Here is a 26,522-nt window from a genome sequence, read left to right on the forward strand (position 1 = left end):
CTTGTAAATTAAGCATTACCTGCGGCTACGTGCATCGCGCTTATGAGTGCCGAGCAGCTTTGTCAAGAAGATGATGTGGAGTGGGTTAAGTCCTACGCCGTTCAGGTGTCTGAAGTTTTCAGTGCTAAGTTTAAGGGCGCTGGTAATCGCTTCAAGGGCTCAGAACGGTTAATGGGGCGTTTTTTCAAGGCTGTTGAGTCAGTACTCACAAATGGACATTCCGTTTTTCGTGCAGTAGACGAATTGCATAACGAGCTCTGCATCGCAAGTGCACTCCTCTCTAATCCAAGCCCGAAGTTTACTTGTATTGACTATGAACCGGTTCTTGCTGGTAGTGCCAAATCGATCGACTTTCGAGCCGTGACCAATGATGGACTTACCGTTTTTGTTGACGTGAAAACGATAAAGCCAATGCCAACGGATCGGTGGGATCAGTTCGAGGTAGCGTTACAAGAGGGATGGTTACCGAAGAGCGCGAATGTTCTTCTCTCTGAGGATTGGCTAGGTGGCGAGCTCTGGCACGGCATGTTTGCCGCCCGAAGTCGCATGCTTGAATACAGCCTTGAGCTTGAGGAGAAAATTCGATCATACAACCTCGCTGCCGAGAATACTTGCTTTGTGCTCGCGTTCTGTGGCGAAGGATTCTCCTGGCATGAAGATCAGCTTGAAGACTTTGTATCTTTCTACTACACGGGTTCGCATCGGTCCGATGATCCTTTTTCCAAGGTCGAGGCAAAGCACATAAAGGATAAGAAGATCACCATTGCTAAAACCATTGCCCGTTTTGCCTGTATGCGTCGTCCGCAAGGCGATATCCATCACCAACGATTAAATTGGAATGTCCAGCCGCCCAAGAACCCAAATGGGTGGTAAGCGAATAAGGCAGTTTACTTATCTGCCACAATGCAATCTTCTCGTAAGAGGCACCCATTTCTAGGGTACGGATTATATTAAGCATTGACGCCTATAACTGGTGGCCGAGTTGCCTTACTCGACTGTCCGCTCAAAAGGAGGGCAGATATGTCCACCTTCAGTGTTTCTCAAATTATATGAACGAAACTTACGACGCCTCATCCATTGAAGTTCTCTCGGGACTCGATCCGGTGCGGAAGCGGCCGGGCATGTATACCGATACTGCCCGCCCGAATCACCTGGTCCAGGAAGTGGTCGACAACAGCGTCGACGAGGCTCTGGCGGGGTATGCAAAGTCCATCGAGGTGCGGCTATCGGCCGACGGCGGGGTGGAAGTCCGGGACGACGGGCGCGGGATGCCGGTGGACGTTCATCCGGAACTCGGCGTATCCGGAGTGGAAGTGATCCTGACCAAGCTGCATGCCGGCGGGAAGTTTTCCAACAAGAACTACCGTTTTTCCGGCGGGCTGCACGGGGTCGGCGTTTCCGTCGTGAACGCTTTGTCCGACCGGCTCGAAGTCGAAGTGCGCCGGGGCGGAAAGATCTATGGGATGAGCTTCGCGCACGGCGACAAAACTTCCGAACTCCAAGAAATTGGCTCTACCGCCAAGCGGGATTCCGGCAGCACGGTTCGTTTTTGGCCCGAAGCCCGCTATTTCGATACTCCGCGCATCGCCGTTCCGCGCCTGAAAGCCTTGCTTCGCGCCAAGGCGGTGTTGTGTCCTGGGCTCAGGATTACCCTGAAGGACGAGCAAGCCAACGAGGAGGAGACCTGGCACTACGAGAACGGACTCCCCCAATACCTGCTGGACCGCATCGGATCGAACGAATGCGTGCCGGAAGAACCGTTCATCGGCAATCTCGAAGGACATCAGGAAGCCGCCGACTGGGCGGTGGTCTGGACGCCGGAAGCGGGCGAGCCGGTCACGGAGAGCTACGTCAACCTAGTGCCGACGCCCCAGGGTGGCACCCACGTCAACGGGCTCCGCACCGGGCTGACCGAGGCGGTGCGGGAGTTCTGCGAATTCCGGAATCTGTTGCCCCGCGGCATCAAGATCGCTCCGGAAGACGTCTGGGAGCGCTGCCATTACGTGCTCTCGGTTAAGATGCAGGAGCCGCAGTTTTCCGGCCAGACCAAGGAACGCTTGAGTTCCCGCGAATGCGCGGCGTTCGTTTCGGGGGTGGTGAAGGATGCGTTCAGCCTATGGCTCAACCAGCATCCCGCCATCGGTGAGCGTATCGCCGAATTGGTGATCGAGAGCGCCCAGAAGCGGCTCAAAGCCAGCCGTCAGGTGACCCGCAAGAAAGTCACGGCGGGCCCGGCTCTCCCCGGCAAGCTCGCCGATTGCAGCTCCCAGGACATGCAGCTGACCGAGTTGTTTCTGGTGGAGGGCGATTCCGCCGGTGGATCCGCTAAACAGGCGCGGGACAAGGAATACCAGGCGGTGATGCCCTTGCGCGGCAAGATTCTCAATACCTGGGAAGTGGACTCGGGCGGCGTGCTCGCTTCCCAGGAAGTCCACGACATCAGCGTCGCGATCGGCGTCGAGCCCGGCTCCGCCGACCTGAGCGGGCTGCGCTACGGCAAAGTTTGCGTGCTGGCGGATGCCGATTCCGACGGCAACCATATCGCGACCCTGCTTTGCGCACTGTTCGTCCGCCACTTTCGCCCCTTGGTGGCGGCGGGACACGTCTTCGTCGCCATGCCGCCCTTGTACCGGATCGACGTGGGCAAGAATGTGTACTACGCCCTGGACGAAGCGGAGAAAAAGGGCGTGCTCGACCGGATCGAGGCCGAAAAGATCAGGGGCAAGATCAATGTCCAGCGATTCAAGGGGCTGGGCGAGATGAACCCGTCTCAGCTCCGGGAAACCACGATGAACCCCGACACGCGGCGGCTGGTGCAACTGACCCTGGAAGAGCAGCAAGCGACCGACGAGCGGCTGGACATGCTGTTGGCCAAAAAGCGGGCGGCCGACCGCAAGGTTTGGCTCGAAGAAAAAGGCAATCTGGCGGAAGTTTGACTGCCGCCGGTTTTCTCCTGTAAGGGGGGATTTCTCAGCGAACTTCGTTGGAGTCAGCGGCGGATTTGAATCCGCCAGCCGCACGAACAAAGCGGAGCCGGGCGGCTGATTCCGTTGCAGGAATGCTCTATTGCCCCAATTCCTGCAAAAGACTCACCAGGTCCTCGGCATGTTCCTCTTCTTTGGCTAGGACCTCTTCCATAAGACTGCGGGTGGTGGGGTCGTTATTTCCGAGATACTCGATGATCTCCCGGTAGCTGTCGATCGCGATACGCTCGGCTACCAAATCCTCCTTGATCATATCAACCAGCGAATCGCCTTCCACGTATTCGGAATGGCTTTTCGATTGCAGTCCCCCAGGCGACAAATCGGGTTCTCCACCCAGTTGCACGATACGCTGGGCAATGCGGTCCGCGTGCGCCTGTTCCTCGTTGGCATGCTCCAGGAACTCTTGGGCAACGCTTTGCGCATTGATGCCGGATGCCATGAAGTAGTGGCGCTTGTAACGGAGCACGCATACGATTTCTGTGGCCAGCGCTTCGTTGAGAAGTTTGACCACGACCTCTCGGTCGGCCTTATATCCCGGGGTCACAGCGCCCAGCTCGATATGTTGTCTTGCGCGTTCCCTCAAAGTTTTGACGTCGGTTAAAAATGGTCGATCTGCCATAACTTAGCTCTCCTTTCGGGTAAAAGAAATCTCGCTGTCGGTGATTGCCAGGGGTTGACCCGCTATTCGTTAAGACAGCCGATCCGGCAAAAAAGTCGGGCGAGTTTCGAGGGTGTGATTCCTTTTGGCGGGAATTCCCGCGCCCAAGCGCCGAAAAGGTCTCGGGAACCGGATTGCGGTCATCGATGCCGCTGCCGCTATGCGTCTCCAGATACCCAAGTGCTTGTGCACAAACTTTTTTTTACTATAATGTTTGCCTTCGTTTTTGGGGCAGTCTCGCGACTGCCTTTTTATTTTTGGGAAGATAATCGATGACCAGTCAGGTAATGCCGACTTATGCCCGGCTGCCGGTAATGTTCGACCGGGGCGAGGGTGCGTGGCTTTGGGACACGGAAGGCAAGCGCTATCTGGACGCCATTTCCGGCGTGGCGGTATGCAGCCTGGGGCACGCCCATCCGGCTATCGCCCACGCCATCTGTCAACAAGCCGGCAAGCTGCTGCACACGTCCAACATCTACCGGATCGATTTGCAGGAAAAGCTCGCCGGCGAACTGTGCCGATTAAGCGGGCTGGACAACGCCTTTTTCTGCAATTCCGGCGCGGAGGCGAACGAGGCGGCCCTCAAAATCGTCCGCCGTTACGGGCATGAACGCGGCGTCGACCGGCCGGCTGTTATCGTCATGGGGGGCAGTTTCCACGGCCGCACGCTCGCGACCTTGAGCGCCACAGGCAACCCGAAGGTGCAGGACGGTTTCGAGCCCTTGGTCGAGGGATTCGTCAGGGTGCCGTACGGTAGTGTCGCGGCTGTCGAGGCCGTCGATAGCCCGAACGTCGTGGCTATCTTGGTCGAGCCGGTTCAGGGCGAAGGCGGCGTACGCGTTCCGGCGGACGATTTCCTGCCCGGCCTACGCCGTCTGTGCGATCAGCGCGGTTGGTTGCTGATGCTGGACGAGGTTCAGACCGGCATCGGCCGGACCGGAAAATGGTTTGCTTTCCAGCACCACGGCATCATGCCCGATGTCATGACCCTGGCCAAAGCCCTGGGCAACGGTGTGCCGATCGGTGCCTGTCTCGCTAGAGGCCTTGCGGCGGACATGCTGACCGCCGGCAAGCACGCTTCGACCTTCGGCGGCAATCCATTGGCATGCAGCGCCGCATTGGCGGTATTGCAGACCGTGACCGAAAATCGGCTGGTGGAACGCGCAGCGGAATTGGGCGAGCGTTTGTTGACCGGGCTTCGCGACAAGCTGGCGGGCAATCCCCGTGTCGTCGATGTCCGGGGGAAAGGACTGATGATCGGCATCGAGCTTGATACACCCTGTACCGATCTGGTTGCTCAAGCCCTAAGTCGAGGCTTTTTGATTAACGTCACGGCGGATCGAACGATTCGCCTTTTGCCCCCGTTCGTTCTGAACGACGATGACGAGAAGGTGTTGATCGAAGGTGTTTCCGCTCTAGTCGCCGACTACACGGCCCATCGAGTCGGGGAAAGCGTATGAAGCCACGTCATCTGATTACGCTTTTGGATCTAAGCAGCGAGGAATTCCGGGCGCTCATCCGCCGGGCCATCGAGCTCAAGCATCTCAAGAGCCCTTACGAGCCGCTAAAGAACAAAGTACTGGGGATGATGTTCGAGAAGTCCTCGACACGCACGCGGCTTTCGTTCGAGGTCGGCATGGTGCAGTTCGGAGGCGCCGCGATTTTTCTGTCGCCACGGGATACGCAACTGGGACGAGGCGAGCCCATCGAAGATTCCGCGCGAGTCGTCTCGCGCATGGTCGATGGCGTCATGCTCCGCACCCACGCCCACGAAACGGTCGAAACCTTCGCCGCCTATTCGCGGGTGCCCGTGATTAACGGTCTGACCGACCGGTTCCACCCGTGTCAGCTGCTCGCCGACATGCAAACCTATTTCGAACAGCGCGGTGATATTGCCGGCAAAACCGTGGCCTGGATCGGCGACGGCAACAATATGTGCCAGACCTATATCCATGCGGCAGAATTGCTCGATTTTAAGCTCCGGATTGCTTGCCCCGAAGGCTATGAGCCCGAAACGGCGCTGATCGAATGGGCCGGCGGTCGCGTGGAATTGCTGAGCGATCCGGCAGATGCGGTGCGGGGCGCCGATTTGGTCGTCACCGATGTGTGGGCAAGCATGGGGCAGGAGTCGGAGCAGACGCAGCGTCAGAACGCGTTTCGAGGCTATCAGGTCGACGCGGCTTTAATGAAGCTGGCGGCGGCGGACGCGCTGTTCATGCATTGTCTACCGGCGCATCGGGGAGAGGAGGTCAGTGCCGAAGTACTGGAAGGTTCACAAAGCGTGGTTTGGGACGAGGCGGAGAACCGTCTGCATTCGCAGAAGGCTTTGTTGGAGCTGCTGCTGGCAACGAGCTGATTCTTCATCGGGGGCGCGGCGGACGGGATTGCAGCGCGGCCCCTCGGCATTTAGCAATGTCATTAAAAGACAGGCTGCTAACGCAAGCGCTTGGCTTAACTAAGGAGATGCCGCACGGCTTCACGTTCGGCTAACAGTTCGGCCTCCGTTATCCTGAGTCTTTCGCGGGTAAATTCGCTGGTTTCGAGATTCTGTACAATCCGGTACTGCGCGTTCTCGATTTCAATAGGGTAGGAAAACATGAGACCCGGCGTGACGCCATAACTGCCGTCGCTGAGGACGGTCATGCTGGTCCAATCGCCAGGCGGCGTGCCTAACACCCAGTTGCGCATATGGTCCAGCGCCGCGTTGGCGGCCGAAGCAGCACTGGACTTTCCGCGCGTTTGAATCACGATAGCGCCGCGATTCTGCACGGTGGGAATGAACTCCTTTTCATACCAATCCCGTTCGACTCTCTCCAAAGCCGGCTTTCCCTGGACCAGTGCATGATGCAAGTCCGGGTGCTGCGTCGTTGAATGATTGCCCCAGATGATCACCTTCTTGATATCGCTCACCGAGCAACCGCAATGTAGCGCCAGCTGGCTTACCGCCCGATTGTGGTCGAGCCGAGTCATCGCGGAGAAATTCTCCGGCGGAAGATCGGGCGCGTTATGTTGGGCAATCAGGGCATTGGTGTTGGCGGGATTGCCGACCACCAGCGTTTTAACGCTACGTTTGGCGGTGGCGTTGAGGGCCCGGCCTTGGACAGCGAATATATCCGCATTTACTCTCAACAGATCCTTGCGCTCCATACCGGGGCCCCGCGGCTTTGCTCCGATTAAAAAGGCGAGATCGGCATTTTCGAACGCCACATAGGGATCATCGGACACGACCACATCATGGAGCAAAGGCGACGCGCAATCGATAAGCTCCATCCTTACTCCGTCCAGTCCGGCGAGGGCCTCGGGAATCTCGAGTAAACGCAATACGATGGGTTGGTCGTCGCCCAGTAAATCCCCTGCAATCAGCCGAAAAAGCAATGCATAACTAATTTGCCCCGCCGCTCCCGTAACGGCAATATGTGCAGGCGCTTTCATGTGATTACCCTTCTTATGGTATTTGAGTATCGAGCCGCGGCATTAAGACCGATGAGCATAATTCCTGCCAGAAAATCTATAAGACATTAGATCAGGTATTTAGGTCAGGTATGCGGCACGATTCGCCATTCCGTCATTTATCCATTGATACTTTTGCGAATTCCGTCACGAATCGGTAAACATCTATCCCATCGCATGCGGGATGTGTGGACGGCGGTACCGGTTCCTTACAAAGCCGAACTGATTATCCGTTGTCACGGAGACAGTATCGCCCGAGGGTAAAAGCTCGCGTATTGGACGGCATCCCAAAGTGAAAATCAACCGTCCTCCGAGGCGGTTTCGACAAGCTTTCGAGCATGGTTCGCCCGGTTTTCCACTGCGAGATTTGTTTGCTCCATCGCGTTCCGCGGCATTATTTTCAGCCGACGGCGAATCCTTTTTCAGTGATCGCTTTTTTGACTGAGGCCAAATCGGCTTTTGTTTCGTCGTAATCGATTTCGACCGCGCCCGTTTTCTGGGACGCTTTGGCCGCTGAAACGCCGGCACAGGATTTGGCTGCGTCCTGAACCTGATTTTCGCAGCCGCCGCACTTCATACCCGTTACTTGCAAGACAATTTTCGCCATGGTCGCACCCGATATGTGAAAGCTGAGATTTCCGACACGGATTCACAGACCCGCTGTGGTTGTCCTATCTACGAAATCTTCTGAACTAAAAGCCGCTGGATCGCGCCAAAGTTCAAACTGGGCAATGCCGCTTTTGAAGCGGGCCTTGAACGTGGTGTCCTGCCCAGATGCCTAAGGATTATAAGTCTTGGCGTTTGAGCGAACCAGATACCTCCAATGCTGGCGCGAAGGGTCTTTACAGCGACTGTCCGTTTGACAGTGGATATTCGCGCGCCGAATGATGCGATACAAACAGGCTCTATCTATATGACTGCGAATAGCCAAAAAATTCCACTCACTTCCAAGGATGCACTGCTTATTGCCGACGTTCAGAACGACTTCCTGGCCGGGGGCAGTCTGGCGGTGCCTCGGGGCGACGAAGTGATCGAACCGCTCAATGCTTATATAGAATGCTTCCGCCGTTTAGGCTTGCCTATTTTTGCCATCCGCGACTGGCATCCGAGGGGCCATTGCTCTTTTATCGAGCAGGGCGGTCCTTGGCCGGCGCACTGCATCGCCGAAACCCGGGGGGCAGCATTCGCCGCATCGTTAAAACTTCCGCCTGACGTTCAGATTGTGTCGAAAGCCACACGAACGGATACGGAGGCTTACTCGGGGTTTTCCGGCACCGATCTTCACGACCGCTTGCGGCAAAGGGACGTTGAGACAGTATTCGTCGGCGGCCTGGCAACCGACTACTGTGTTCTGAACACGGTCAGGGACGCTTTAGCCTTCGGTTTTAGGGTTTACGTACTTGGAGATGCGATAAGGGCCGTCAACCTGCGTTCCGAAGACGGCGAAAAGGCCATAAGCGAGATGGTGCGCTTGGGCGCTCGTCTGATATCGCAGGATCGGATTGTAGTATGAACGGGCAAAACAGCGCGCTGCTCACCGATCTTTATCAGCTTACCATGCTGCAGGCCTACCATCGGGAGGGCATGTCCGACACCGCGACTTTCGAGCTGTTTGTGCGGAAGTTGCCCCCGAACCGTAATTTTCTGGTCGCCGCCGGGTTGGAGCAGCTTGTCGAATTCTTGGAAAACTTCAGGTTTTCCGACGAAGAATGCGAGTGGCTCAATACTCTGGGATACTTTGCGCCGGAGTTCGTCGCCTACCTGTCCGATCTCCGCTTCACCGGAGATGTTTACGCTATCCCGGAAGGAACCGCCTTTTTTCAGAACGAACCGATTGTTCGGGTAACCGCGCCGATTTCCGAAGCGCAGATAATCGAGACCCGTTTGATCAATATCGTCCAGCTCCAGACGTTGATCGCTTCCAAAGCGATTCGGTCGGTACTCGCCGCGCCGGGCAAACTGTTGGTGGATTTCGGGTTGCGCCGCGCTCACGGTGCCGAGGCCGGGCTGATGGCGGCCCGTGCCGCTTATCTGGCCGGTTTCGACGGCACGTCGAACGTTCTGGCCGGAAAATTGTTCGGCATCCCGATTTACGGCACTATGGCCCACTCCTACGTCATGGCCCACGACAACGAGGCGGAGGCCTTCGGCCGGTTCGCGGAAAGTCTGCCGGACAATGTGCTGCTTTTGATCGATACCTACGACACGCTGGAAGCCGCCCGGAAAGTGGTTGCTTTGGCTCCCAAGCTGGCCGAAAAGAACATCTCCATAAAAGGCGTGCGGCTCGACAGCGGCGATATGGCGGAATTGGCCAAGGCGGTGCGGTCGATTCTGGACGCGGGTGGGCTTTCGGAGTGCAGCATTTTCGCCAGCGGCGATTTGGACGAGCACGAACTCGGGCGGATGCTTGAGGCAGGGGCCCCCATCGATGGATTCGGGGTCGGTACGCGTATGACGACATCCCGCGACATGCCTTATCTGAACTGCGCGTACAAGCTGCAGGAATATGCCGGCCGTCCCAGGCGGAAGCGCTCGAAAGGCAAGGCGAACTGGCCCGGACGCAAGCAGGTGTATCGCCATTACGACGATAACGGCTTTATGCTGCACGATTTAATTACCGAGGAAAGCGAATCTCATATCGGAGGCGAACCGCTGCTCCGCCAAGTTATGGCCAAAGGCAAGCGTCTCGGTTCGCAGGAGACTCTTACCGCCATGCAGGAACGGCTGCGGGGGCAATTATTGCAGCAATTGCCCCCCGCGCTGAAATCCATCGAAGAGAGTGCGCCGTATGCCGTTTTCATTTCGGACGGACTAAAGCGCTTGGTGGAGCGAATGGATGGTGCGGGTCTTTGAACAGGTTTGTTCCGTTGGCCCACAAGTCCATGGTTAATCTCGCGCCTTGGGACGGCGAACTTTATTTCGTTGAGGATTTCGTTTCCCGAGAGGAAGCGGATTCGCTCTATGTTCTCTTGCGGCGGGATTTGGCTTGGCGGGAAGAGGAAATCACGGTCGTCGGTCGGCGGGTGAAGGTGCCGCGTCTCATATGCTGGTACGGAGACGCGGGCGGGGTCTACCGCTATTCGGGCGTGGACCATATGCCTTTGCTTTGGGCCGAAACCCTGTTGACACTCAAGGGCCGCCTAGAATGTTTTTGTGGGCGACGGTTCAATAGCGTGCTCGGCAATCTCTATCGAGACGGGCGGGATTCCATGGGGTGGCATGCGGACAAGGAAAAAGAGCTCGGGCCAAATCCTTTTATTGCTTCCCTAAGTCTTGGCGCCGAACGGCTGTTCAGGCTTCGCCACAACAAGACCGGCGAGACGCTGGACATCTCCTTGACCCACGGCAGTCTGCTGCTCATGGGCGGAAGTTTGCAGCATGGATGGCGGCATTCGATCCCGAAAACGCGCGAGCCGAAGACCGGGCGCATCAATCTGACTTTTAGAACCATTTTTTCCGGAATTTAGGAGCATCGATCGATGGGCAACGTAGTTAACTTCCGTCGACCCAAGCCGTCGGAAAAGCACGCCGGTAAGACGCTATGCCGAAGTGGTTTTCACAAGTGGGTGGTGGCGCAGGAAAAGCCCTTTGACGTGAAGCAGGGCAAGCTGGTTACGGTTTATCGGTGCGAACGTTGCGGCGCTATGAAGAACGAGTTGCGATGATTAAAGCAGAGCAGCAGTACATTCTGCATTGCAGGCTGCTAACCAAGATCGGTCGGCGAAACCAAGAGCTTGTCCACTCGATTCTTGTCCATGTCCACGACTTCGAAACGAAGATGATTCCACTCGAAATGGTCGGTCGCGCGAGGAACGTGGCCGAGCTGCAGCATGACGAATCCGCCTATCGTATGGAAATTGCCCGTCGCCTCGTCGGGTAGCTCGTCCACGTCGAATATCTGTTTAAACTTGGTGGTGCTGAGCGTCCCGTCCAAAAGCCAGGACCCATCGTTGCGCTGAACCGCTTCCGGTTCTTCCTCCCACTCGGTCATGGGAATGTCGCCCACGATCGCTTCCATCACGTCCTTGAGGGTAACCAGCCCGGCCACCTCGCCATATTCGTCTACAACCAGAGCCATGGGCGTCTTCGAGCGCTTGAATTCCTCCAGCAATTGCATGGGGTTCAGTGATTTCGGAACGTAGCGTGGTGTCTTGATCAACCGGGCCAAGTCCATGTTTTCGCCGCGTAGGGCTTTGGTCAGCAGATCCTTGGCTTGGACGAACCCGATGACGTTGTCGAGCCCGTCCTTGCATACGGGGATTCTCGAGTAGGGGCTGTCGATGATCTTGCGGCGGTTTTCCTCGAAGGATTCCTTGATATCCAGGTAATAAATATCCATGCGGGGCGTCATGATTGCCCCGACGCGAAGATCGTCCAGACGCAGGATGTTGGAAACCATTTCCTGCTCGGATTTATGGAACACGCCGGCCTCGGTACCTTGGTCGATCATGAACCTGATTTCCTTTTCGGTGATCAGCGGTTCCTGGGGTTGCCGAGCTCCGAACAGTCTCAGGATGAGATCGGTCGACAGGCTCAGGATTTTGACCAGAGGATAAGCTGACAGAGAAATGAAGCGCATCGGCCGGGCGATGATCATGGCGATTTTTTCGGGCTTGTGCAGTGCCAGCCGCTTGGGAACCAACTCGCCGATAATCAAGGAAAAATAAGTGATACCGATGACCACCACCGCCAGTGAGAGGCCACGGCTGTAAGGGGCGATTTCCGGAAATTGTTCCAGGTAAGCGGCCAGTTGGCCGGAAATGGCGGCTTCACCGAAGGCGCCGCTAAGAATCCCGATTAAGGTAATACCGACCTGAATCGTGGAAAGGAAATGGGAGGGTTCGTTCGCTAATCGGAGGGCGTCTTTGGCGCCGCAATGTCCTTCCTGGGCGGACTGCTGTAGGCGGATTTTCCGGGCTGAGACTATGGCCATTTCGGACATGGCGAATACGCCATTTAATAGGAAAAGAAAGACTAATATGAGAATTTCCATCAAGAGATAGCGGTTATTTATCCAGCGAGCTAGAGTAGCGAATAAGAAAGGACGATGCAAAAGCGGTGCTTTGGAGCGCCGACAAGCTGAAGCAAGGCGGAAAGACAACCCGGGAAGGCTCTTATGATAAATCCACCTCGCGCCGCAGGTGCGGTCTTCTCGATGCAACACTTTGACATGGGCTAGTGTCAAATGTTGCAGACATATCGGAGAGCAATAATCTGTTAAAGGTCGTTGAAATCGACCGTTGACGGCCTTGTTTCAGAAACCGATAAATTCGGTTTTGTTCTCTTGATCAAGCCTGATATGTGGACCTTGTTTCGTGTGATGTAAAGGAGGAAACGCCATGACCGACAAACAAGAGAATCAAACCAAGGAAACTACCAAGAAAGAACTGGCCCAGCCTCAGCAGGGCCAGTTCTTGAGTCCTTTCGACGAGCTTGAGCAGTGGTTCGACGAGGTGCGGCGCAACTGGATGCTGCCGTTTTTCGGACGGGGATTGCCGGAAAGGGAATCCCTGTTCGGCGGCCGTATGCCCAGAGTGGATGTGGTCGACCGCGAGCAGGAGTTGCTCGTTCGTGCGGAACTGCCGGGGGTCAGCAAAGAAAACCTCGACGTCTCGTTGCAGGATAATTCGCTGACTATTCGAGCTACGGCCCAGCGCGAGGACAAGGAAGAAAAGGGCCAGTTTTACCGGCGCGAGTTGAGCCGGGGCGAATTTCAGCGCACCATTCGATTGCCTTGTCCGGTGGAGGGCGACAAGACCAAGGCCAGCTTCAAAGACGGCGTGCTCGAGTTAATCGTTCCCAAAGTGGCCGGCTCCAAGCGTAAAAGCATCAAAGTGGAATAAGCCCCCAAGGGCCGCGGTGCAAATGCCCTCCGGCCCTTCTTTATGAGCTGGATCAGCACTAATGCGATCACCGTTTTCGCCTATCTACTTTCTGTTCTTCCTGGGATTGCTGCTGTGGATTATCTTCAGCATCAAGCTGGGGCTGATTGCATTAACCTTCCAGAAACTCGGCTTGGACCCGGAATCGGCGCTGACACTGTTAGTCACGTCCTTGCTCGGAAGCGCTATCAATTTGCCCCTGTTTACGCTGCGCGTATCAGCGGCGGCGCCCCCGGTTGAACGAATCGATTACGGCTTGCTGCGTCGGCCCCCCGTGCCTTTTACCGGCCGCACCCAGGTTGCGGTGAACGTAGGCGGATGCCTGGTGCCGGTACTTTTCTCGCTGTATTTGGTCCAGAGCTACAGTATTTCGCCTCTGCAAATTATGGCGGCTACGGCGTTTGTTGCCTCCGTCAGCTATTTTATGAGCCGGCCCATTCCGGGTATCGGTATCGGCATGCCGATCTTGGTGGCTCCGCTGTCCGCGGCGCTGGCCGCCATTTTCCTGGGAGACGAATACCGGGCTCCGCTTGCCTATATCTCGGGATCTTTAGGGGTTTTAATCGGCGCCGATCTGCTGCGCCTGAGGGACATCCGCCAAATGGCCGCTCCGATCGCTTCTATCGGGGGCGCAGGCACTTTCGACGGAATTTTCATGACTGGCCTTGTGGCGGTGCTCCTGAGCTGAATCGGTTGGACCCTCGAATGAAGGATTAGCTCTTGATGCAGACTATGGGCAGGAATTTTGCCACAAGCCGCGCAAGTCCGAATCTCTCCGCCGCATGCGCGAAAGCCTCCTCCACGGTATCACCCATCCCTCATATCCCACGTCGGGGATATGGGGGAACAGTTCCTGGTTCTTCCGAGCGCAGGCGATTTCTTGGCGGGTGCTCATCGCGCTTTCCTCTTTACCGGCGGCGGACCATTTAGGATGATATCCCAGCGGTCAGTTAGTGCGGCCGATCCAGGTGATAATGCTGACTTTCAAACTTCTGTTCCTACTGCTGGCCGCTAACGGCGTTCCCATATTGCTCAACAAGGGGCTCGGCGAGCGATTGGCATGGCCTATAGACGGCGGCGCATGCTTTCTGGACCGGCGTCCGTTGTTCGGCTCGTCGAAGACCTGGCGAGGACTCATCGCCGCGATACCACTTACGGGACTGGCCGCTGCGGGCGTAGGGCTTCCTATCGGAGTGGGGCTTTGTATCGGCGGCGCGGCCATGTTAGGCGATCTTTTTTCCAGTTTCGTCAAAAGACGCCTTGGTGTTCCTTCCAGCGGTATGGCGTTTGGATTAGATCAGATTCCCGAGTCTTTGTTTCCGCTGCTCGTGGTGCGCGTCGAACTGGGTCTGGAGCTTACCTATGTCGCCGCTCTCGTAGCCACGTTCGTGTTCCTGGATCTCGTGCTCTCTCGAATCCTCTTTCAACTCCGCATACGCCAGAGACCCTATTAGATCAAGCGCAACGCAGACGATGCAGGGTAATCTCGGGCGGGCAATTCAGTCGTACGTCCACGATGCTGACCCCGCTGCCGGCCGATGTGTAACCCTGCAAGGAATGATAACGCCATGGCCCGTTGCAGAAGGCCCTAGGGGCTTTCGCATTGAGCATGATGGGGATGCGTCCGGGGAGGCAAATCTGGCCGCCGTGGGTATGTCCGCTCAGCATCACGTCGAAACTCGCGTAGGCTGCATGCCGGTATGTTTCGGGCGAGTGGGACAATAGAATGGAAAACGATCCCTCGGGGATTTGATCGGTCGCCTTTTCGAGATTGTCGGCGCGGTAATAATGGGGGTCGTCGATGCCCGCGAGATAGATGGTCGCATCGCCACGCGTGAGGGGTGTAGATTCGTTCAACAGCATGCGGATTCCCAGATTCTCGAGTCTTGGCGCCATGCGGATGGTGTCGTGATTGCCGAGAACGCCATAGACCGGTTCCTTTAGGAACGGACGAACCCTTTGCATGGCGGTCAACGCCGGTTCGTATGGGCCAAAGGTTTTCGCACGGAAATCACCGGTTAGAACGCAGATGTCGTAGCCGTCGACTCGATTCACGGCGTCAATGAGCGCCTGGGGAATGTCCTCCTCGATGTCGAGGTGAAGATCGGTGAGGTGCAGCAGGGTAAAGCCGTCGAAGGCTCGGGGAAGCCGTTCGAGCACGATTTCGTTATGCCGGATTTCTATGGTCCGGGCATTTTCCCGACCTCGGCTGTGCAGCCACAAAAGCCGCAGCAGATAACGCATCAAGCCGTGGACGGAATACCAATTCTCGATGTGGAATAACGTGCGTCCCTGACCGAACACCCGTGCCTCGAAATCATGCTCTATGCCCAGTCTTTGGTTGAGGTGACAGCGTCCTACCCGCTGTTCCAGCCATTGATAGGTTTCTAAATCTATGGGCGGGCAATGAAGGTGAGGGGGGGGGAGGGATTTCGACGCAAGCGGCGCATTCCCGGCCGTTTCCAGTTTCGGAAAGGGAAAGCGTTGGCCGGGTTGCACGGGCTTCATCCGCCTCAGGGCGTCACATGGTTCAACAGCTTGGCCAGCTTGCCGATGGCGTCGAACACGACAGGAATGGCCTCGCTTACCCGGGACGGCTCTTTGGCGGCTTTTTCAACACGGGTCGCCGCCTGGCTCACGGCCTGAGCGGCCTGTTGGTACACCGGCGACGAACTGCTCAAGGTGACATTGACCAAGTCGATTTTCTGCTGAAACAGCTGGTCAAGCAGTTCGTCCACCTGGTCGGCTTCGGGCAGTCTTTTTTCGCTCAGGGTTTCCAGGGCGCGAATCGTGCGTTGCAGGTTCTGAATCAGGCTTTCCATTTTTTAATACCTTCACGAGCGATTGTTTACGGACACGAAATTACATGAGGTTTCGTCCAAGGGCTTCGTGCGATTTCGTTTTGTCGCGATATTCGTGTTAACTATTTTCGCTTATTCCGCGTCAATAAAAAAATACGGTACGAAGAGCTTTCCATGAATATCGCAGCTATACAACAGACTCTACGAGCATTCGCAGACGAGAGAGACTGGGACCAGTTCCACAGTCCGAAAAACCTCGCTATCGCCCTGGCGGTGGAGGCGGCGGAACTGTTGGAGCATTTTCAATGGCTTAAGGAGGATGAGTCGCGCCGTCTGTCCGAAAAAGCCGGGGACTATCGCGCGGTGCGAGAGGAGATCGCCGACGTTTTAATCTATTTGTTGCGATTGGCCGATCAGCTGAATATCGATTTGGAAGAGGCGATCCACGAGAAGATGCGGAAGAACGCCGAAAAGTATCCGGTCGAATTAGCCAAGGGAAACGCGGTGAAATACAATCGGCGCGAACAATAACCCAGCGCGGGGAATTTCCTGCATTTCCTTGGCATTAGTTGCGGTCCGTCATGATAAAAACCTTAAGCAATCAAGTAATCGCTTTGGCCGGCCTGTCCCAGGCGGTTTACCTCGTGCAGCATATCGCGAAGCGCGGGACGGCCGACCGCGAGGACTTGGAGGCCAGCATCGGCAGCGTGCTGAAGATCGATTCGGACGACGTTCTGGATGTTTACGGCGGTCTTCACCGCGTCATGACCGGTCTCAGACAGATCGAACGACAATTGGGCGGTCCTGATGTGGTGGACCCGGAGCAGGCGCGCTATGCCTCGACGCTCATCTTTCTAGAACGCAAGTTGATGAAGCAGCCCCGCATGCTCGAAACCATTCATTCGGGCGTACAAAAAGCCGCTGCGCAGGCGGAAGAACGGGGTGTTCTGAACGAGGACGTGCTCGCTACGCTTGCCGAGACGTATCAGCAGACCCTTAGCCAGTTGAAGCCGCGGGTAATGGTAGCCGGCGAGCAGATTTACGTGTCCGATCCGGAGAATGCCGAAAAAATTCGGTCGCTTTTGCTGGCCGGTATCCGCTCGGTGGTCCTGTGGCGGCAATGCGGCGGCAGTCGATGGAGGTTGCTGTTCCTCCGCCCGAAGCTGCAAAAGGAAGCGCACCAGTTGCTGGAGTCGCTCAGTCGTACTTAAGGTACCTGAACCGCGGGTCGTCCGGTGTGCCTTCCAGGATGCCACCGGTCTCCGCGTTGGCATTCCACTGCACGACCTCCTCGATCTTCTTCGCCAGCGCGAAATCCTTGTCCGTCACGCCTTTCGCCGTGTGGGTTGCCAGTTTGACGATGACGAAAGCGTAAGAGACGGTAAGATCGGGATGATGCCAGGCGGCCTCGGCCAAGTGACCAACCGTATTCACCACCATCAAGCTGGCTTTCCAGCCGTGGGTGCGGAATTTTCGGCGTATCCAGCCGTTCTCGTAATACCAGTGGGGAAGCTCCTGTTTCAAGCGTTCCTCGATTTCTTCCTGGGAATATGCCTTTTCCTCTTTTTGGGACATGGATGCTACCTCCGGGCGGAGTGTCAACGGATGGTTCAGCTTGTTGCTCCCGAGGCCGCGTGTCAAGGCTCTTTATCGCTTGTGCATCGCTGGACATATTGACTCTGTAGTCTCCGCTGCATTGACCCCATCGTTTGGGGGATTTAACCTTGGACGCAAATCAATCGGAAAATAGATGATTTTGCCTATCAGCGGATTCGTAGGAAGAAGATGACGATAGGTTCACAGGGTCGAATTCTGGTGACCGGTGCTCTCGGTCAAATCGGTTCGGAGCTGATTCCGGCGTTGAGGGCCCGATACGGGGAGGATCGTGTGGTGGCCGCCGATATCCGCATGCCGCCTGCCGGAGCGGGCAAAGGCGACAGCCTATTCGAACATCTCGACTGCACCCAGTTGCGCCAGATTCAGGATGTCGTGCGCCGTTACCGGATCGAGACCATTTATCACCTGGCGGGACTTCTTTCCGCGGTGGCCGAAGAGCGGCCGCAGGTGGCCTGGAACGTCAATATGGGCGGCTTGTATCGTATGCTCGAGGTTGCTCGTCAGCATCGATGCGCCCTGTTTTTCCCGAGTTCGATCGGGGCTTTCGGGCCGACCACGCCGCGCGACGGCACGCCTCAAGACACCATCCAGCGTCCGACGACGATCTACGGTATCACCAAACTCACCGGCGAATTGCTCTGCGATTACTATTTCCGGCGGTTCGGCGTCGATACGCGAGGTTTGCGCCTGCCGGGGATTATTTCCTATCTGACCCCGCCCGGCGGCGGAACTACCGATTACGCGGTGGAAATCTTCTATCAGGCAATCCGTTATCGGCATTACACCTGCTTTCTCCGAGGGGATACGCGCCTCGACATGATGTATATGCCCGACACCATCCGGGCAATGATGGCGCTCATGGAAGCCGATCCAGCAGGTTTGACGCACCGCAACGCGTTCAACGTGACCGCCATGAGCTTTACCCCAAGCGAATTGGCCGCCGAGATTCGGAAACATATTCCCGATTTTGCAATCGACTATGAAGTGGACCCCGTGCGTCAGTCGATTGCCGATTCCTGGCCCCAGTCCTTGGACGACAGTGCGGCGCGGACCGAGTGGAACTGGGCGCCGAACTACGACATGGCGCGAATGACGAGCGATATGCTCGATAAGATTCGTGCCAAGCTACAAAGTACGTCAACCGTTTAGCCGATGAGGTGGACTATGGCCATGGACCGAGTGGAAGCCTTGTTGAAGCGAGAGCTGGCGCAACTGGACCAATCCGGAATGCGCAAGAGCCGGGAGGCGATTATCACTGCCGTTCTACCGCCCCGGGATGGTCGCGGTATCCGTTATCTGCTGAAAGGGGAGGGCGAACGTTCCTTTCTCCGGATGAATTCCAACGGCTATTTGGGACTCGCGTTTCATCCGGAAGTGATGAAGGCCGAGGAGGAAGGCGTCCGAGCCTACGGTGCCGGCCCGGGAGCGGTGCGCTTTATCAGTGGCACCTACGAGCCACATGTGCTGCTGGAGCAGCGCCTGGCCGAATTTCACGGCCGGGAGGCGGCAATGCTGTTCAGCTCGGCGTATACGGCGGTAATGGGGATTCTGCCGACGCTGATAAGCCCAGAAACCGCGGTGATTAGCGACGAGTTGAACCACAACTGCATCATCAATGCGATTCGTCTGGCCCGTCCAAGGGAGAAGTTCGTTTACGGACATTTGGACATAGGACAAGCCGAAACGTTTTTACGGCAGGCTGTCGAATCCTGCAGGCGAGTGGCCATCGTGACCGACGGCATCTTCAGCATGCGCGGCGATCATGCCCCGCTCAAGGAACTAATGGCACTGGCCAAAAGCTATGAAGAAAAATTCGCCGAAGGGGTCTTGGTCATAATTGACGACTCCCATGGCGTTGGCACTTTCGGGGCAACCGGCCGGGGAACCGAAGAATATGCCGGATGCGGGCCGGTGGATGTCTTGATTGGCACTTTGGGGAAGGCTTTCGGTGTCAACGGGGGGTATGTCGTCGGCAGTTCGCTCTTAGTCGATTATTTGCGCGAAAAAGCCCCCCTTTATATTTATTCCAATCCGATCACGCCGGGCGAAGCGGCCGCCGCCGTGAAAGCCGTCGAGATCGTGGGCGGTCCCGAAGGACAGAATCGGCTCGAGCGGCTGCGGAGCTTGACTAACAGATTCCGGCAGGGTCTGAAGGACTTGGGATGCGAGACGTTCCATGGCGAGCATCCCGTCGTGCCGTTGCTGCTCCGGGATACCGAAGCGACCCGAAATATGGTCCGTCACCTCTGGAAGAGGGGCATTCTGGCAACCGGGATTGTTTATCCGGTCGTGCCCCGCGGCGACGAAGAAATCCGGTTTCAGGTTTCCGCGGACCATACGGGGGCGGATCTCGACGAGGCGTTAGCGGCGCTGCGTGATTTTGGGAGAACAATTCACCCGTAATCGCGCCTCAGTTTCCGAATTTGTATAGGAAGTGGGCGGTGACCGTTTTCGAGCGAGAGAGTCGTACCACTAAGCTCCGGCGTCACCGGCGGCCAAACGCGCGATGGGTCTTTAGATCGACAGGAGGACTGCCGGTTGTATATTATTGTTACCCGGAGCGGCAAGGAAAGAAGGTGTTGGTAGTTTTTACGGCCCAATCGCCCCAAGCCTTACGGGCGCACAAAATAAACAGTCAATGGACCAATCTACCTAAAATGAAGCCGATAACTTGGAAGAGCCGGACAGTATCCACTGGGCCGGGGCTTCGGTGGAGACCTTTTTAGATTACTTACAGACTTGACACTTAATGGGAAAGACCTATGCAAGTTCCACTAGAGATTACGTTTCGAGGAATTCCTCACTCCGACGCCGTTGAAACCCGCATTCGGGAGAAAGCCACAAAATTGGAGCAATTCTGCGATCATATCATCAGCTGTAGAGTCGCCGTCGAAGCGGAGCACCATCATCAGCATCAGGGTAATCTCTATAAAGTCAGGATCGATTTGAGCGTGCCCCAGAGACAAATCGTGGTCAGCCGCGATCATCATGACAAACAGGCGCACGAGGATGTATACGTAGCATTACGTGACGCTTTCGACGCCGCAAAGCGGCAGCTTGAGGAGCACGTTCGCATGCAGCGTGGCGAAATCAAGAACCATAAAGTTCCTTCGTCCACTGCCCTCTAATCGTCTAACCGTGCATCGGTATGGGGCGTAACGAGGTTCAAACTCTTTACGCCCTGCGCCGAGGTCGGTTCTTGTCAAAAACGCTTTTCCAAGTTCTTTTCTTGTCCCACGTCTGATGTGTCGTAATAGGGCGACACGCGCCGCTGGCGTAACTGCCTAAGCATTCTGTTCGCAGCAAACAGTGGAAGCCGTTAAGGGTTCCGTTGGGCTGATCACGACTCCGGTAATGGGGTTCGGCCGATAAGTGGTACAACCTTTCAGTCCCATGTCGTAAGCCTGGCGGTACAGCGACTCCATATCGGGAAAGGGGAAGTCTTGGGGCAAATAAACTGTTTTCGAAATGGCGTTGTCCACCGAGTGTTGGATTGCGGCCTGCATCCGTAAATGAGCAAGCGGGGACAACTCGGAGGTGGTGACAAAAGCAGGCGGCAACGTGCGCTCTGAACGGCTGAGTCTCCACAACCGGACAGCGTAGTTTTCGATGTCGTAGTTCCGGGGGCCTTCGGGTGTCAGAACGCGTCGTTGATAGCGCTCGTCAAATCCCGGTTCGAGCCCGTTGGATACATTGTTTGCGAGCAAGCTAATGGAACCGGTAGGCGCAACCGCCAGCAAATGGCTGTTTCGAATGCCGTGTTCGGCGATGCCTTTTCTGATCGTGCGCGGTAAGGTCCGAACGAAGTTGCTCTGCAGGTATTTGTCACGATCCAAGCACGGGAAAGAACCCTTTTCGCGCGCCAGTTCGATGGAAGTCCGATACGCGGCAAGACACACGCTCCGCATGATCTTGTCGGCAAGCTGGCAGGCGCGTTCGTCGTCGTAGCGTAGTCCCAGCATTACCAGCGCGTCTGCCAAACCGGTAATTCCCAAGCCGATACGTCGTTTACCGAGAGCTTCATCCCGCTGTTTCGGCAAGGGAAACCGGCTTGCGTCGATGACATTATCCAGCATGCGCACGGCCACGGCGGCGGTCCGTTCGATGGCCGCGAAATCCAAAGCGGCGTTATCCTCGAATGGCTCCGACACGAAGCGGGTGAGATTAATAGAGCCCAGATTACAAGCGCCGTAGGCGGGAAGTGGGATTTCACCACATGGATTGGTGGCGGAGATGTGCTCGCAATACCAAAGATTGTTTTGCCGGTTGATGCGATCGATAAACAGGACACCAGGCTCGGCATAGTCATAGGTGGACCGCATTATTGCATGCCACAGTTCTCGGGCTCTGCTCACTCGAACGATGCGGCATGGCACGGGTGAGCCGGTGTGAGACCAGCGCCTGAAAACAATTTGTCCCGCGTCGGGAGGGTCTGCCTCGGTGTTGATGGGGAAAACCAGTGGCCAATCCCGATCCTGTTCTAACGCATCCATGAAATCATCCGTGATGAGCACGGAGAGATTGAAATTCCGCAGTTCGCCTAGGGTACGTTTTGCACCGATAAAGGTTTCGATGTCCGGATGATCGCAACGCAGCGTAGCCATCATGGCTCCTCGTCTGGCTCCGGCGGCAAGAAGCGTGGCGCACATGCTGTCCCAAATGCGCATGAAGGATACCGGGCCGGAAGCTACACCGCCGCATCGTCGGGCGGGCATACCGGCTGGACGCAGGGTGGAAAAATCGTAACCGATGCCGCCGCCCTGCTGCATGGTTAGCGCAGCTTCCTTGAGTGCGGAGAAAATACCTTCCATCGAGTCTTCGATAGTACCCAATACGAAACAGTTGAATAGGGTAACATCGTGTTGACTTCCGGCTCCGGCGAGAATCCGCCCGCCGGGCAGAAAGCGAAAATCTTCCAACGCTTTAAGAAAGGCGCGTTCCCAACTAGCGGAGAGTTCGGGTTCCGCGTTGGCCAAAGCTCGCGCCACACGCCGCCAGGTATCCCGGATGGTAGAGTCGCTACCCGCTTCGTCTATGAGACGATACTTCCAGTTCCAGACTTCCCGGGACACGGGATTTTCGAATACATTGGCGAGGTCTTGCATGAGACGTCTCCGCTGCGCTTTTGTGGTTCATCGCGTTGAGATGAGATGAGCGGTGGTAAACAAGGCGGAGTCTGCTCGATTCGCTTTTCTGCGACATCCAGCATCGATCCGCCTTAGAGTGTTTTTCAATCTAGTGCAGCGAGCGCTGCCGCTTGCTGTCCTCAATGCGTTAGAGTGCCCCCGGCATCGGAGTCCGGGACCGGAATCGCCCAACGGGACGCGGCACGACGCCACGCGGCGACCGAGGTACATGGAGGTGTCTTCGGTCGGCCTGGGTGCCGGGCGAGACGCGCAGAATTAGGGAACCGTTCGGGCGCACTTCGCACGTCTAAATGTGTTCCCGACACTTTTGTTTTTAGACAAGCAAAGGAACCCACGTGCGGGGCGGCCCCCGCTCAAAAATAATTTCCGTAATCAGCGGTACTTTGGGTCATGCGTCCGGATATCGACCACCACTGTGGCGAAACGAAAGACGCTCTAACCGCTTAAATTAATGACCGTCCTTCGTTGATGGCCGCTAATCTTGCCAAACGATTTTGCTCCTGGACACGAGATCGTGCCAGCTACGCCCCTCTGAATCGAACAAAATCCAAAGATAGCCCAGTCCCAAGCAGCCGAATGATATCAAGCCGCAGATCAAGCGAATTGCGGCCTGACCCCAGGAGACGGGAGCTCCCGCTGTCGTGCGCAGGCGAATTTTCCAGGCGCACATCCCGAGTGTCTGTCCGCCATGGGTCCAGAACCACCCGAAAAAAGCGAAGCTGACCGTTAATAGATAGGCGCTATAAAGGCCATGATTTGGTTGAAAGGCCTCTCCATTATGAAATGGCAACAAGATGACCGTTGCGGCGAAGAGTACCGCGGCCAGTACTACGGTGTCGTAAAGAAGGGCTGCCAAGCGGCGCAGCATGCCCGGCGGATTGCGGTCCGGAATCACGAAGGATTGGCTAACCCAAGGTTTCAACGCATGTCCCCGCCAGATATGGGACCTCGCGTGACGTTGTGGAAACGGCCTCTGGCGCCTTGGCTAGAAAGTTTGTGCATGGATTTTGCACAGATGATTGATGAAAGGTTTTTTACGGAAATTGGTTACTAAATCACATCATCTCGTGCCGTCCGCGTGTAGGCTAGTAATCGAATGATTTGGACTGGCGAGATGGCACGGTAACCGTTCAGTGGGCGCCTGGTTTGTCGTCGTTGCTTAACGACAAAGGCCTCTGATTTTCGTCAAGCGCCAATTTGGCGCCAAAGAACATCGAGAGATAAACCAGTAGCGTAACTAGCAGCATGGACAGGATGATCGGTGGGCGTACCAGCGGCAAAAACAGCAGAAGCGCGAAAACTGCAACGAGTGCACTGGTATGAATCGGATAAGCAAGGAATACGTCGAGTCTGGGTTTAAACATGTATCTCCTCCTCCAAAATTTGTTGCAATCATGGATTCGTAGAGATGCAGAGTCGTACATCCCTTTCGGGCAAGACCGCCATTCCGGCGGCGATCCAGGAATCCTTAGCGCTAGGCAGTCAGCGGCGAATAGTAGCATAAAAACCATGCAGACCGCGTTCTTGCTGCGAAAGGGAATTATTGAGCTAATCGTTAAGCGGTTTTCGTTGTATGCGTTGCTGACGATTTGTTGGTTGCTGATTGCCTGTGCCGGATTGGCGTTCGCCGTTTTTCTCGATATTCAGCGCGAAACCCAGCGGTTTTCAGAAAACTCCGCCCTCATTCAAAAACAATTGGTTTCGCAGACGCGTCGCTATGTTGATGCAGCACATAGTCTGGCTGCGTTCCTAAAGGTCCAAGAGCCCGTAAATCAAGAGAAAGTTTCAACCTATACTCGTTTGATAGCCGAGCAAAATGCGGGCATCTACTTTATGGGGGCCGTTCAAAATTTAGAAAGGGAGGGGCTGGATGAATTCATGGCCCTTCGGCATCATGAAAGCGCGGCGAATGATTCTTCGGCACATGCCTTTTCCTATGTTAAAAATAACCTAACTTGGCAAGCGGTTCCGAATAAACCGGTTTTGCGCTCTTTGACCTCTGTTGAGCCGTACAACGATAAGACTCGACCCTTGTTGGGTTTTGAGTTCGATTCCGTACCCCTGCTCAGAGACGCCTTCCAGCGTGCCCTACAATCCAGAGGAATCACGGCTAGCCACTCGTTTTTGCTAAGCAATGGCGATTGGGGCTACGCGCTAATAGAACCCGTAGATTTAAGGGGCGAGGTAAGCTTCGCCGTAGTGATATGCAGGGTGAAGGCTCTGCTGCAACTACCGTCTGACTCCGTGTCGTTGGCGCTTACCCTGTTCGAGTCGGCGCGCGAGGGTGCAAGCCTGAATGACGGGTTGATTCATCGGCAGGCTTTGCCGGTAACTTCCCTCGAGTCCGCTTTGTTCCCTAAGCTGCTTTTTCGCAGCTCTCTAGGAGAACCGGAGAAATTCTTCGTTCTCGAAATTGAGCAACAATTGGGATGGGCCGATCTTGATTGGCATCGACTGAATTTGATCTTCGTCGGGTCTTTGGCATTCCTCTTCGTTTTCTTCGGTGTTGCCAGAATCCATGACCGTTATGAGAGGCGTAAATTCGAGGAGGGCAACAGGCTGTTTTTGATGGCCAACTTCGATCCTCTGACCGGATTGCCCAATCGTCAATTATTCATGAATCGTCTGGAGCAGGCGCTGATCACGGCACATCGATCGCGACAGAAAGTGGCCCTGCTTTACCTCGACTTGGACGGCTTTAAACAGATCAACGACTATTACGGGCATCAAACCGGAGACAAGGTTTTGCAACGCGCCGCCCGGATTTTTCAGCACTCCATTCGGGAAACGGATACCGTCGGCCGTTTGGGAGGAGACGAGTTTGTAGTGCTCCTGCAAAATGTCGGTGATCTCCGCGGCGCGGAATCCGTAGCCAATAAGATCAAGAAAGCCTTTCGCCAGCCGTCTGCGGAAGCCAACGGAATTAACAAGGCGCTGCCCATTTTGGGAACCAGTGTGGGTATAGCCGTCTACCCCGAAGACGGTTCGACCACTGCTGAGTTGCTACGGACGGCTGATCAGGCAATGTATCAAGACAAGGCCGTCAGCAAAGGTCAACAGAGCCCTACTGCTGTGCTTGAATCTCTGGATTGCCACCCGGCGCCGTGGTGACGATCATCACCCCTGGATTTGCCGTGGCGTAAATCCGTGTCCATGGTGGTTTTACGCAGGAAGCCCGGCTATCGGAATTCATAACCGCAGCGCGGCAGAGGCTATGAACCGTTGTGGGGTCACCCGGTCCTAATTTTAGGAGCGGAAATCTTACGACTACCGCTTCACGTCATTTGGCATTTCCTCTATTGTTGGATACGGAGGTCTGTCGTGAAAGCACCGACTTTTTTAACTCTTCTCGCATTGCTGGGTTCGTCCGCGGCAATAGCCGAACAACCGCAAGTGCCGGGAACACCCAATCCGGATGAGGCGACAAGGAAATCCTTAGACGTTACCAATCAGCCTGCCCAGCCCCCGGCCGAACAGCCCCCCGGTCAGCAGATAGAAAAGGATATCCCGGCGACCCGCCATCAGGTCGAGGTCGAAAAGGAAATCAAGAGCGAGCGCTTCAAGAAACTGGATGCGAACCAGGATGGATTGATCTCTGAAAGCGAGGGTAGAGTTGATACGAAGTTAAAGGAAGATTGGCGCGAATTTGATAAGAACCAGGACGGCCAGTTGGATCAGGATGAATTCTCGAAATTCGAGCAGAACGTACCCGTTGAATGATCCGCTAAGTCGAAGCGGAGTCTTAGAGCTTGCTGTTGTCACCCGGTAGGCGTCAGCAATCTTCATTTTGCAGACTGGGAAGTGTTCATCGTAGAGCACCGAGCAGCCTTGTCAGTCCCCTCTCGAAGACGTTACCCGTGGCTTGTCTGCGAGGGGCGTCGGCATATCGGCTACTCCGAGAACCGTGCCGGTATTTTTGCAAGAATCAAGCTCTCTGATTAGGGGCTTTTCACAATCCAATGCGGAATTTAGACCGGTTCACC

At 55.8% G+C, this 26,522-nt stretch carries 28 protein-coding genes; 18 read left to right on the forward strand and 10 right to left on the reverse strand.

The features are described from left to right. Positions 1–42 precede the first annotated feature (42 nt). Together VEB01_RS06900 and parE are read left to right on the forward strand one after the other, a co-directional pair. Entirely contained in the window at positions 43–873 is an 831-nt protein-coding gene (locus VEB01_RS06900) for a hypothetical protein (RefSeq protein WP_324873992.1), read from the forward strand. A 176-nt stretch (positions 874–1,049) separates the two neighbouring features. Continuing rightward, on the forward strand, positions 1,050–2,936 hold the full coding sequence (gene parE, locus VEB01_RS06905; protein ID WP_324873994.1) for a DNA topoisomerase IV subunit B: 1,887 nt from the start codon (positions 1,050–1,052) through the stop codon (positions 2,934–2,936). A gap of 127 nt (positions 2,937–3,063) precedes the next feature. On the opposite strand, the gene VEB01_RS06910 is transcribed toward parE, so the two are convergent. After that, the gene (locus VEB01_RS06910; protein ID WP_324873996.1) at positions 3,064–3,603 is read right to left on the reverse strand and encodes a ferritin-like domain-containing protein; all 540 of its coding nucleotides are present in this window, start codon (positions 3,601–3,603) and stop codon (positions 3,064–3,066) included. Between the two features lie 311 nt (positions 3,604–3,914). Between VEB01_RS06910 and VEB01_RS06915 the strand changes: the two genes are divergently transcribed. Together VEB01_RS06915 and argF are read left to right on the forward strand one after the other, a co-directional pair. After that, positions 3,915–5,102: an aspartate aminotransferase family protein gene (locus VEB01_RS06915; RefSeq protein WP_324873998.1), complete on the forward strand. Its 1,188-nt coding sequence runs from the start codon at positions 3,915–3,917 to the stop codon at positions 5,100–5,102. Beyond that, the gene (gene argF / locus VEB01_RS06920; RefSeq protein ID WP_324874000.1) at positions 5,099–5,998 is read left to right on the forward strand and encodes an ornithine carbamoyltransferase; all 900 of its coding nucleotides are present in this window, start codon (positions 5,099–5,101) and stop codon (positions 5,996–5,998) included. Before VEB01_RS06915 ends, argF begins: the two co-directional genes overlap by 4 nt. A 95-nt stretch (positions 5,999–6,093) precedes the next feature. Here the strand turns inward: argF and VEB01_RS06925 are convergent, their stop codons facing one another. Next, the gene (locus VEB01_RS06925) at positions 6,094–7,074 is read right to left on the reverse strand and encodes a malate dehydrogenase (protein WP_324874002.1); all 981 of its coding nucleotides are present in this window, start codon (positions 7,072–7,074) and stop codon (positions 6,094–6,096) included. A 418-nt stretch (positions 7,075–7,492) separates the two neighbouring features. Next, positions 7,493–7,699, reverse strand: a complete 207-nt coding sequence (locus VEB01_RS06930) for a heavy-metal-associated domain-containing protein (RefSeq protein WP_324874004.1) — start codon at positions 7,697–7,699, stop codon at positions 7,493–7,495. Between the two features lie 306 nt (positions 7,700–8,005). On the opposite strand from VEB01_RS06930, the gene VEB01_RS06935 reads away from it, so the two are divergent. From VEB01_RS06935 to VEB01_RS06950, 4 genes are read left to right on the forward strand one after another with little or no spacing between them, the layout of a single operon-like run. Then, complete coding sequence (locus VEB01_RS06935; protein ID WP_324874006.1) at positions 8,006–8,605, forward strand: isochorismatase family protein; 600 nt, start codon at positions 8,006–8,008, stop codon at positions 8,603–8,605. After that, the gene (locus VEB01_RS06940) at positions 8,602–9,945 is read left to right on the forward strand and encodes a nicotinate phosphoribosyltransferase (protein WP_324874008.1); all 1,344 of its coding nucleotides are present in this window, start codon (positions 8,602–8,604) and stop codon (positions 9,943–9,945) included. Before VEB01_RS06935 ends, VEB01_RS06940 begins: the two co-directional genes overlap by 4 nt. Next, the gene (locus VEB01_RS06945; protein ID WP_324874010.1) at positions 9,942–10,559 is read left to right on the forward strand and encodes an alpha-ketoglutarate-dependent dioxygenase AlkB family protein; all 618 of its coding nucleotides are present in this window, start codon (positions 9,942–9,944) and stop codon (positions 10,557–10,559) included. Before VEB01_RS06940 ends, VEB01_RS06945 begins: the two co-directional genes overlap by 4 nt. Before the next feature lie 12 nt (positions 10,560–10,571). After that, on the forward strand, positions 10,572–10,757 hold the full coding sequence (locus VEB01_RS06950; protein ID WP_324874012.1) for a hypothetical protein: 186 nt from the start codon (positions 10,572–10,574) through the stop codon (positions 10,755–10,757). A 38-nt stretch (positions 10,758–10,795) separates the two neighbouring features. Here the strand turns inward: VEB01_RS06950 and VEB01_RS06955 are convergent, their stop codons facing one another. Next, complete coding sequence (locus tag VEB01_RS06955) at positions 10,796–12,085, reverse strand: hemolysin family protein (protein WP_324874013.1); 1,290 nt, start codon at positions 12,083–12,085, stop codon at positions 10,796–10,798. Between the two features lie 346 nt (positions 12,086–12,431). Between VEB01_RS06955 and VEB01_RS06960 the strand changes: the two genes are divergently transcribed. From VEB01_RS06960 to VEB01_RS06970, 3 genes are all read left to right on the forward strand, one after another. Further along, positions 12,432–12,935, forward strand: a complete 504-nt coding sequence (locus VEB01_RS06960; RefSeq protein WP_324874015.1) for an Hsp20/alpha crystallin family protein — start codon at positions 12,432–12,434, stop codon at positions 12,933–12,935. A gap of 61 nt (positions 12,936–12,996) precedes the next feature. Next, positions 12,997–13,662: a DUF1614 domain-containing protein gene (locus VEB01_RS06965; RefSeq protein ID WP_324874017.1), complete on the forward strand. Its 666-nt coding sequence runs from the start codon at positions 12,997–12,999 to the stop codon at positions 13,660–13,662. Between the two features lie 286 nt (positions 13,663–13,948). Next, entirely contained in the window at positions 13,949–14,428 is a 480-nt protein-coding gene (locus VEB01_RS06970; RefSeq protein ID WP_324874019.1) for a CDP-archaeol synthase, read from the forward strand. 1 nt (position 14,429) lies between these two features. Here VEB01_RS06970 and VEB01_RS06975 read toward each other — a convergent pair whose 3' ends face one another. Both VEB01_RS06975 and VEB01_RS06980 read right to left on the reverse strand, forming a co-directional pair. Next, on the reverse strand, positions 14,430–15,473 hold the full coding sequence (locus VEB01_RS06975) for a metallophosphoesterase (protein ID WP_324874021.1): 1,044 nt from the start codon (positions 15,471–15,473) through the stop codon (positions 14,430–14,432). A 14-nt stretch (positions 15,474–15,487) separates the two neighbouring features. Then, complete coding sequence (locus tag VEB01_RS06980) at positions 15,488–15,796, reverse strand: hypothetical protein (RefSeq protein ID WP_324874023.1); 309 nt, start codon at positions 15,794–15,796, stop codon at positions 15,488–15,490. 153 nt (positions 15,797–15,949) lie between these two features. Between VEB01_RS06980 and VEB01_RS06985 the strand changes: the two genes are divergently transcribed. Both VEB01_RS06985 and hflD read left to right on the forward strand, forming a co-directional pair. Further along, complete coding sequence (locus tag VEB01_RS06985) at positions 15,950–16,306, forward strand: nucleotide pyrophosphohydrolase (protein WP_324874025.1); 357 nt, start codon at positions 15,950–15,952, stop codon at positions 16,304–16,306. 50 nt (positions 16,307–16,356) lie between these two features. Continuing rightward, complete coding sequence (gene hflD / locus VEB01_RS06990; protein WP_324874027.1) at positions 16,357–16,986, forward strand: high frequency lysogenization protein HflD; 630 nt, start codon at positions 16,357–16,359, stop codon at positions 16,984–16,986. Here the strand turns inward: hflD and VEB01_RS06995 are convergent. After that, positions 16,973–17,350 carry a 4a-hydroxytetrahydrobiopterin dehydratase gene (locus VEB01_RS06995; protein WP_324874029.1) on the reverse strand — a complete coding sequence of 126 codons (378 nt, stop codon included), beginning with the start codon at positions 17,348–17,350 and terminating at the stop codon, positions 16,973–16,975. The two genes, hflD and VEB01_RS06995, sit on opposite strands and share 14 nt — an antisense overlap. A 210-nt stretch (positions 17,351–17,560) precedes the next feature. Here VEB01_RS06995 and VEB01_RS07000 point away from each other — a divergent pair, with 210 nt between their 5' ends. From VEB01_RS07000 to VEB01_RS07010, 3 genes are all read left to right on the forward strand, one after another. Beyond that, the gene (locus tag VEB01_RS07000) at positions 17,561–18,541 is read left to right on the forward strand and encodes an L-threonine 3-dehydrogenase (RefSeq protein ID WP_324874031.1); all 981 of its coding nucleotides are present in this window, start codon (positions 17,561–17,563) and stop codon (positions 18,539–18,541) included. Between the two features lie 15 nt (positions 18,542–18,556). Then, on the forward strand, positions 18,557–19,795 hold the full coding sequence (locus tag VEB01_RS07005) for an aminotransferase class I/II-fold pyridoxal phosphate-dependent enzyme (RefSeq protein ID WP_324874033.1): 1,239 nt from the start codon (positions 18,557–18,559) through the stop codon (positions 19,793–19,795). Positions 19,796–20,154: 359 nt separating this feature from the next. Next, positions 20,155–20,520: an HPF/RaiA family ribosome-associated protein gene (locus tag VEB01_RS07010; protein ID WP_324874035.1), complete on the forward strand. Its 366-nt coding sequence runs from the start codon at positions 20,155–20,157 to the stop codon at positions 20,518–20,520. 156 nt (positions 20,521–20,676) lie between these two features. On the opposite strand, the gene VEB01_RS07015 is transcribed toward VEB01_RS07010, so the two are convergent. From VEB01_RS07015 to VEB01_RS07025, 3 genes are all read right to left on the reverse strand, one after another. Beyond that, entirely contained in the window at positions 20,677–22,497 is a 1,821-nt protein-coding gene (locus VEB01_RS07015) for an adenosylcobalamin-dependent ribonucleoside-diphosphate reductase (protein WP_324874037.1), read from the reverse strand. A 517-nt stretch (positions 22,498–23,014) separates the two neighbouring features. Beyond that, positions 23,015–23,461 (reverse strand): RDD family protein, encoded by a 447-nt coding sequence (locus tag VEB01_RS07020; protein WP_324874039.1) that lies wholly within the window; start codon positions 23,459–23,461, stop codon positions 23,015–23,017. Positions 23,462–23,669: 208 nt separating this feature from the next. Further along, entirely contained in the window at positions 23,670–23,903 is a 234-nt protein-coding gene (locus VEB01_RS07025; RefSeq protein ID WP_324874041.1) for a hypothetical protein, read from the reverse strand. Between the two features lie 145 nt (positions 23,904–24,048). On the opposite strand from VEB01_RS07025, the gene VEB01_RS07030 reads away from it, so the two are divergent. Together VEB01_RS07030 and VEB01_RS07035 are read left to right on the forward strand one after the other, a co-directional pair. Then, positions 24,049–25,650, forward strand: coding sequence for a sensor domain-containing diguanylate cyclase (locus tag VEB01_RS07030; RefSeq protein WP_324874042.1), 1,602 nt, complete (start codon positions 24,049–24,051; stop codon positions 25,648–25,650). 210 nt (positions 25,651–25,860) lie between these two features. Beyond that, positions 25,861–26,259, forward strand: a complete 399-nt coding sequence (locus VEB01_RS07035) for an EF-hand domain-containing protein (protein ID WP_324874044.1) — start codon at positions 25,861–25,863, stop codon at positions 26,257–26,259. Positions 26,260–26,522: the final 263 nt, after the last annotated feature.

This window comes from Methylocaldum sp. (genome assembly GCF_035627495.1).
Lineage (GTDB): Bacteria > Pseudomonadota > Gammaproteobacteria > Methylococcales > Methylococcaceae > Methylocaldum.

Coding starts and splice junctions, on each gene's coding strand:
- VEB01_RS07015 (WP_324874037.1), bottom strand. CDS start 22,497: ATGCAAGACCTCGCCAATGTATTCGAAAATCCCGTGTCCCGGGAAGTC.
- VEB01_RS06940 (WP_324874008.1), top strand. CDS start 8,602: ATGAACGGGCAAAACAGCGCGCTGCTCACCGATCTTTATCAGCTTACC.
- VEB01_RS06985 (WP_324874025.1), top strand. CDS start 15,950: ATGAATATCGCAGCTATACAACAGACTCTACGAGCATTCGCAGACGAG.
- VEB01_RS06900 (WP_324873992.1), top strand. CDS start 43: ATGAGTGCCGAGCAGCTTTGTCAAGAAGATGATGTGGAGTGGGTTAAG.
- VEB01_RS07000 (WP_324874031.1), top strand. CDS start 17,561: ATGACGATAGGTTCACAGGGTCGAATTCTGGTGACCGGTGCTCTCGGT.
- VEB01_RS06995 (WP_324874029.1), bottom strand. CDS start 17,350: ATGTCCCAAAAAGAGGAAAAGGCATATTCCCAGGAAGAAATCGAGGAA.
- VEB01_RS06910 (WP_324873996.1), bottom strand. CDS start 3,603: ATGGCAGATCGACCATTTTTAACCGACGTCAAAACTTTGAGGGAACGC.
- VEB01_RS06970 (WP_324874019.1), top strand. CDS start 13,949: ATGCTGACTTTCAAACTTCTGTTCCTACTGCTGGCCGCTAACGGCGTT.
- VEB01_RS06935 (WP_324874006.1), top strand. CDS start 8,006: ATGACTGCGAATAGCCAAAAAATTCCACTCACTTCCAAGGATGCACTG.
- VEB01_RS06950 (WP_324874012.1), top strand. CDS start 10,572: ATGGGCAACGTAGTTAACTTCCGTCGACCCAAGCCGTCGGAAAAGCAC.
- VEB01_RS06965 (WP_324874017.1), top strand. CDS start 12,997: ATGCGATCACCGTTTTCGCCTATCTACTTTCTGTTCTTCCTGGGATTG.
- hflD (WP_324874027.1), top strand. CDS start 16,357: ATGATAAAAACCTTAAGCAATCAAGTAATCGCTTTGGCCGGCCTGTCC.
- parE (WP_324873994.1), top strand. CDS start 1,050: ATGAACGAAACTTACGACGCCTCATCCATTGAAGTTCTCTCGGGACTC.
- VEB01_RS06925 (WP_324874002.1), bottom strand. CDS start 7,074: ATGAAAGCGCCTGCACATATTGCCGTTACGGGAGCGGCGGGGCAAATT.
- VEB01_RS07010 (WP_324874035.1), top strand. CDS start 20,155: ATGCAAGTTCCACTAGAGATTACGTTTCGAGGAATTCCTCACTCCGAC.
- argF (WP_324874000.1), top strand. CDS start 5,099: ATGAAGCCACGTCATCTGATTACGCTTTTGGATCTAAGCAGCGAGGAA.
- VEB01_RS06980 (WP_324874023.1), bottom strand. CDS start 15,796: ATGGAAAGCCTGATTCAGAACCTGCAACGCACGATTCGCGCCCTGGAA.
- VEB01_RS06960 (WP_324874015.1), top strand. CDS start 12,432: ATGACCGACAAACAAGAGAATCAAACCAAGGAAACTACCAAGAAAGAA.
- VEB01_RS06930 (WP_324874004.1), bottom strand. CDS start 7,699: ATGGCGAAAATTGTCTTGCAAGTAACGGGTATGAAGTGCGGCGGCTGC.
- VEB01_RS07025 (WP_324874041.1), bottom strand. CDS start 23,903: ATGTTTAAACCCAGACTCGACGTATTCCTTGCTTATCCGATTCATACC.
- VEB01_RS06955 (WP_324874013.1), bottom strand. CDS start 12,085: ATGGAAATTCTCATATTAGTCTTTCTTTTCCTATTAAATGGCGTATTC.
- VEB01_RS06915 (WP_324873998.1), top strand. CDS start 3,915: ATGACCAGTCAGGTAATGCCGACTTATGCCCGGCTGCCGGTAATGTTC.
- VEB01_RS07030 (WP_324874042.1), top strand. CDS start 24,049: ATGCAGACCGCGTTCTTGCTGCGAAAGGGAATTATTGAGCTAATCGTT.
- VEB01_RS07005 (WP_324874033.1), top strand. CDS start 18,557: ATGGCCATGGACCGAGTGGAAGCCTTGTTGAAGCGAGAGCTGGCGCAA.